Origin of the sequence: Klebsiella sp. K47 (assembly GCF_051858335.1) — a bacterium.
GTDB lineage: Bacteria > Pseudomonadota > Gammaproteobacteria > Enterobacterales > Enterobacteriaceae > Klebsiella > Klebsiella pneumoniae.
Window position 1 is genome coordinate 1 of the sequence record NZ_JBPYUI010000054.1, and the last position, 6,016, is coordinate 6,016.

Genomic DNA, 6,016 nt, shown 5'->3' on the forward strand with positions numbered 1-6,016 from the left:
GGCGCAACGCGCTGCTGGCCGCCGCCCAGGCCGCCCTTGGCCTGCACGCCATCCCGCCGCACAGCGCCGGCGCCTCGCGGGTCAACGTCGGGGTGATGCAGGCCGGTACCGGGCGCAACGTGGTGCCCTCTTCCGCGCTGTTAAAAGTGGAAACCCGCGGCGAAAGCGAAGCCATTAATCAGTACGTGTTCGAGCGGGCGCAGCACGTCGTCGCCGGGGCTGCGGTGATGTACGAAGCCCGCTACGAACTGCGCATGATGGGCGCGGCGACCGCCAGCGCACCGTCGCCGGCGTGGGTGGACTATCTGCGCGAACAGGCCGCCCGGGTGCCCGGCGTGCAACAGGCGGTGGATCGCATCGCCGCCCCGGCGGGCTCGGAAGACGCCACCCTGATGATGGCCCGGGTCCAGGCGCGCGGCGGCCTCGCCTCGTACATGATTTTCGGCACTGAACTCAGCGCCGGTCACCACAACGAAAAGTTTGACTTCGACGAGAGCGTGATGGCGGTAGCGGTCGAAACCCTGGCGCGCGTCGCGCTTAACTTTCCCTGGCAGCGGGGGGTGTAATGGAAGCCATTTTTCAGTTTGTGGACGAGGTGGTTGAGGCACAACGCGACACTTACTGCGCCATCGCCGACGACATCTGGGACCACCCGGAGACCCGCTTTGAGGAGTTCTGGTCAGCCCAACGGCTGGCCGACGCCCTGGAGGCGGAAGGTTTTCAGCTCACCCGCGATGCCGGCGGGATCCCGAATGCCTTTATCGCCAGCGTCGGTGAGGGCCAACCGGTCATTGCCCTGCTCGGCGAATTTGACGCCCTGGCGGGACTCAGCCAGCAGGCCCACAGCGCGGAACCGACGCCCTTGACGCCGGGAGCCAACGGCCACGGCTGTGGGCACAATCTGCTCGGCACCGCGGCATTCGCCGCGGCGGTCGCCGCCAAAGGCTGGCTGCAGCAACACGGCGACAGCGGCACTCTGCGCTTCTACGGTTGTCCCGGCGAGGAAGGCGGTTCGGGAAAAACCTTTATGGTGCGCGAAGGGTTGTTTGATGATGTCGATGCGGCGCTGACCTGGCATCCGGAAGCCTGGGCCGGGATGTTCAGCACCCGCACCCTCGCCAACATTCAGGCGGCATGGCGATTTACCGGCACCGCGGCCCACGCCGCTAATTCGCCGCACCTGGGCCGGAGCGCGCTGGATGCCGTCACCCTGATGACCACCGGCAGCAATTTCCTCAATGAACATATCATCGAGAAGGCGCGCGTCCATTACGCCATTACCGATACCGGCGGCGTCTCGCCCAACGTGGTGCAGGCGCAGGCGGAAGTGCTGTATTTGATCCGCGCGCCGGAGATGGCCGACGCTGAGCAAATCTTCGCCCGCATAGAGAAGATTGCCCAGGGGGCCGCGCTGATGACCGAGACCCAGGTCAGCTGCCGCTTTGAAAAAGCCTGCTCCAGCTATCTACCCAACCGCACGCTTGAGGCGGCGATGTATCAGGCGGTCTGTCATTACGGTACCCCCGCCTGGAGCGACGAGGAACGCGCTTTTGCCGCGGCGATCCGCGCCACCCTCAGCGCCAACGATATTAACAACAGCCTGAACAATATTGCCGGCACCAGTGGCGAGGAAGGCAAAACGTTCGCTCGTCGCCACCGCGACACCTTGCTGATTGATGAGGTGGCGCCCTGGGCGGCCACGGATAACGTCCTCGCCGGATCCACCGACGTCGGCGATGTTAGCTGGAAAGCGCCGGTGGCCCAGTGCTTCAGCCCGTGCTTCGCGGTGGGTACCCCGCTGCACAGCTGGCAGCTGGTGAGCCAGGGCAGAACCTCCATTGCCCATAAAGGGATGTTGCTGGCGGGGAAAGTGCTCGCGGCGACCGCCATCCGTTTATTCAGCGACAGCGCCCTGCTGGAGGCCAGCCAGCAAGAGTTCAGGCAGGTACTGGCCGAACGCCCCTATCGTTGCCCGATCCCGGCGGAGGTGAGTCCGTCCGTTTTACGATAACCACTTAGAGGCTACTCCTGGCCAACGCTGACCGGATCGCGGCACGCACCGCCCATAATAACCGCCGGCAGTACGGGAGCAGGCCTGCCCAACACAACAACGACAACAGAGGAATGCCCATGAGTATGTCATCCATACCGTCATCTTCCCCCGGCGGAAAGCGCTATGGCTGGGTAGAGAAGATCGGTAACAAGGTCCCGCACCCGTTTTTGCTGTTTATCTATCTCATCGCCGTGCTGATCGCTGCCACGGCAATCCTCTCCGCCCTCAACGTTGGGGTACAAAACCCAACTGACGGTTCGCGGGTGGTGGTCAAAAACCTGCTCAGCGTGGAAGGATTGCACTGGTTTTTGCCGAACGTGATTAAAAACTTCAGCGGTTTCGCGCCGCTGGGGGCGATCCTCGCCCTGGTGCTGGGCGCCGGCTTTGCCGAGCGGGTGGGCCTGTTACCGGCGTTGATGGTCAAGATGGCCTCGCACGTCAGCGCCCGCTATGCCAGCTATATGGTGCTGTTTATCGCCTTTTTCAGCCATATCTCTTCCGATGCGGCGCTGGTGATTATGCCGCCGCTGGGAGCGCTGATGTTTCTTGCCGTCGGTCGGCATCCTGTCGCTGGTCTGCTGGCGGCGATAGCCGGCGTGGGCTGCGGCTTTACCGCCAATCTACTGATTGTCACCACCGACGTGCTGCTCTCCGGGATCAGCACCGAGGCGGCAAAGTCCATCGATGCCTCTTTGCACGTCAGTGTGATCGACAACTGGTACTTTATGGCGACCTCGGTGATCGTTCTGACGCTCGTCGGCGGACTGATCACCGATAAGCTGGTCGAGCCGCGGCTGGGCCAGTGGCAAGGCAGTCGTGATGAAAAGCTGCAGACGCTGACGCCCGCGGAGCGGTTCGGCCTGCGCATCGCCGGCGTGGCGACGCTGGTATTCGTGGCGGTCATCGCCCTGATGGTGGTCCCCGAAAACGGTATTCTTCGCGATCCGGTTCAGCATACGGTCATGCCCTCGCCGTTTATCAAAGGCATCGTGCCGCTAATTATCTTTTTCTTCTTTGTCGTGTCGCTGGCATACGGCATCGCCACCGGCAAAATTCGCCGCCAGGCCGACCTGCCGCAGTTGATGATTGAGCCGATGAAAGAGATGGCCGGGTTTATCGTGATGGTCTTCCCGCTGGCGCAGTTCGTGGCGATGTTCAATCGTAGCCACAAATCAGACCCTATAAAATATATATAATAATATCAGTCATATATAAAAATATACTGGATATCGAGACAGTTATATTTTAGGCTATTTTCACCCGTTTTAACCCATTATGTTGTTATCAGCACCCCACACAGCACCCCACAGTTTAAGGTTTGGATATGGCTTTCTTCACCATAGAGAAAAGATTACGCAGCGATGGAACTGCCCGTTATCGCTGTACTGTAGCCGTTAAACAAAATGGTAAGTACGTCCACCGGGAGAACAAAACCTTCTCCAAGAACACCCTTGCGAAGTCCTGGGGGGCTAAACGTGTAGCATACATTGAAGAGCATGGTCTCCCAGAGCCAGAAAAAGAGATGAAAGAGATCTCTGTTATAACTGTTGGTGACCTGCTTACTCAGTATGAAAACCACCCAAACATAACGCTCGGCGCATCAAAAAGAAGCTCTCTCCGCACCCTTGGCCGTTCCTTTCTGGCAGAAATCAAACTTACGGACTTGACCGCAAAACATATTATCGAGCACTGCCAGACCCGAAAAGCGCAAGGACTTGCGCCTTCCACTATCTCTCAGGACGTATCGTATTTAAGTGTTGCGCTTGAAGCGGCCAAGCCACTTTTTGGCGCCCCAGCTAATTTGAACGAATTATCTGACGCTAAAGTTTGGTTGAGAAATATGGGGATCACAGGTCCTTCACAGCGACGTAGTCGCCGCGCAAGTGCTACCGAGGTTGATCGGTTGTATGAAGTTCTTAAAGTTAAGGCCGAAACGGCATACACCGGGGCGCCATTACATCAAATATTTATGTTTTCCATACTTACATGTATGAGGGTTGGAGAGGTTTGTCGTCTTCTCTGGGAGGATGTGGACGATATTCAGCGTTCTGTTATCGTTAGAGACAGGAAGGACCCGAGGAAAAAAATCGGCAACCACATGTTAGTGCCCTTACTTGGTGATGCCTGGAGGATATTGACGATGCAGCCTCGTGTTGACGACAGGGTATTCCCGTTCAATCCGAAAAGTATAACAGCCATGTATCGGCGCGTTCGTGACGAGTTGGGGATTGAGGATCTGAGGTATCACGATCTACGGCGCGAAGGGGCAAGCCGTCTGTTTGAAGCAGGATTCAGTATTGAAGAGGTAGCGCAGGTCACAGGACATCGTTCACTCAATATATTGTGGCAGGTTTACACTGAGCTATTTCCGAAAACGCTGCATGAGAAATTCGATAAGTTGCAGAAAAGCAAAAACATTGAGTAGAATCAAAAGCGGTGCTCCCCCTGCCTGAGCCCACGCCCACCCGGCAACTAATGCATGCTGCTGCCGGGTGGGATTTTACACCAAATCCTCACCCAGCCTCATGCAGTATGCTATCCGGGAAATCTTTATAAATCGTCTTCCCCCCCTCCGAGCACATAGGCCACAGACACAATGTTTTAACTGCTCAGACCAGAAATATCTGGAAGCTTTCGGCATCTTCTTGGAAGATAGATGAGCGCAAAGACGCACACAGCAATGATGTTATGTAGTATTTTCCCCTTGAGTGTGCCTGCTCAAGGGGATTTTTTATCGCCGTATTGTACTGGCAAATATTTGTAAATCGTCTTCACTCCCACGCCTGTCACATCGGCCACACGCTACTGGACAGGCGCTTAGTCCGGTATGTTTCTCGCGCTACTACTGCTTACGTTAACGTCTGGTAATGATCTAGCGGCGCGACGTAAAGCGGTGTTGAAAGCAATTATAGTGACCGGCCGGCGATGGTACTTCACACGGTTAGAATGGCTCTGAAATAAAAAAACATCTTCTGGATAGCGTTCTCTTCTACGAGCAATGATCCCCTCCACTGGAGGGGTTGATTCAACACGTAGCTCTTTCAGGTGACCCTGTTTTCGTATCAGTATCAAGCCATCATCAATATCATCATATCGAATACTCAGCAGCCTTCCAGCGCTTAAACCTGTGTGAAAAATTAACGCCCACAAGTCTGCCCATGTATCTGAGATGGAAACAAGATTGCTGTTAATAGTTAAAAATTGTTCAAAACTTATTGTTTTCTTACCGTTCACGAACAAACCAAACTGTTTTCAAAGCTGAATGAATTGATTAAGCCAAACGTAACATATCAGGAAAAGTAGTGAAATCTTTGTCTTCAAGTCGCCGGGAGGTACTTGTAGATTGTTTTCACGTCCACGCCTGTCACATCAGCCACCTGCTGCCGGGTAGCGCCGTTCTCCAGCATTCTGCGGCACTGCTCCACCACATCTTCAGTCATTACCCGGCGACGGCCACCGACTCTCCCCTGCTCCCTCGCTGCGGCTAAACCCGCTCTGGTTCGCTCGACGATCAGCTCGCGCTCCATTTCCGCCAGGGCGCTCATGACGTGGAAGAAAAAGCGGCCTGCAGGCGTACTGGTATCGATGCTGTCGGTCAGGCTGCGAAAATTCACCCCGCGAGCCTGCAGCTCCGACACGAGCGTAATCAGATCACGCACGCTGCGTCCAAGCCGGTCCAGTTTCCAGACCACCAGCACGTCGCCGGGCTTAAGCCTGCGTAAGGCGCGCCTCAATCCCGGCCGTCTGGCATTTTTCCCGCTCGCGGTGTCTTCAAATATCTGTTCACATTCTGCGCGAAACAGTGCTGTTTTCTGCAAATCGAGGTTTTGATCCCCTGTAGAGACCCGTGCATAGCCAATCAGCATGTTGTAACCCGTTGAAATAGCTGATTGTAAAAAGCTCCGCGCTTTCGCTCAAACCCTCGTTTGGGCGAAGCCTCTTTTTGGAGCAAAAAACATGGCC

Annotated in this window: 5 protein-coding genes and 1 pseudogene; 4 read left to right on the plus strand and 2 right to left on the minus strand. The window is 56.1% G+C overall.

What is annotated here, in order from left to right; translation table 11 throughout:
* The 4 genes and pseudogenes from RRF55_RS26725 to RRF55_RS26740 all read left to right on the plus strand — a co-directional run.
* On the plus strand, positions 1-566 hold a 566-nt coding region (locus RRF55_RS26725), incomplete at its 5' end, for a M20/M25/M40 family metallo-hydrolase (RefSeq protein ID WP_439419187.1).
* Complete coding sequence (locus tag RRF55_RS26730) at positions 566-2,011, plus strand: M20 family metallopeptidase (protein ID WP_020805029.1); 1,446 nt, start codon at positions 566-568, stop codon at positions 2,009-2,011. The genes RRF55_RS26725 and RRF55_RS26730, both read left to right, overlap by 1 nt.
* A gap of 119 nt (positions 2,012-2,130) precedes the next feature.
* Positions 2,131-3,222 (plus strand): annotated as a pseudogene (locus RRF55_RS26735) (AbgT family transporter); the annotation flags it as partial.
* 155 nt (positions 3,223-3,377) lie between these two features.
* Positions 3,378-4,478 carry a tyrosine-type recombinase/integrase gene (locus tag RRF55_RS26740; protein WP_004146386.1) on the plus strand — a complete coding sequence of 367 codons (1,101 nt, stop codon included), beginning with the start codon at positions 3,378-3,380 and terminating at the stop codon, positions 4,476-4,478.
* Positions 4,479-4,870: 392 nt separating this feature from the next.
* Here the strand turns inward: RRF55_RS26740 and RRF55_RS26745 are convergent, their stop codons facing one another.
* Positions 4,871-5,293 carry a hypothetical protein gene (locus RRF55_RS26745; protein WP_072040919.1) on the minus strand — a complete coding sequence of 141 codons (423 nt, stop codon included), beginning with the start codon at positions 5,291-5,293 and terminating at the stop codon, positions 4,871-4,873.
* A 77-nt stretch (positions 5,294-5,370) separates the two neighbouring features.
* Positions 5,371-5,919, minus strand: coding sequence for a recombinase family protein (locus RRF55_RS26750; protein ID WP_100098023.1), 549 nt, complete (start codon positions 5,917-5,919; stop codon positions 5,371-5,373).
* Between the last annotated feature and the right edge of the window lie 97 nt (positions 5,920-6,016).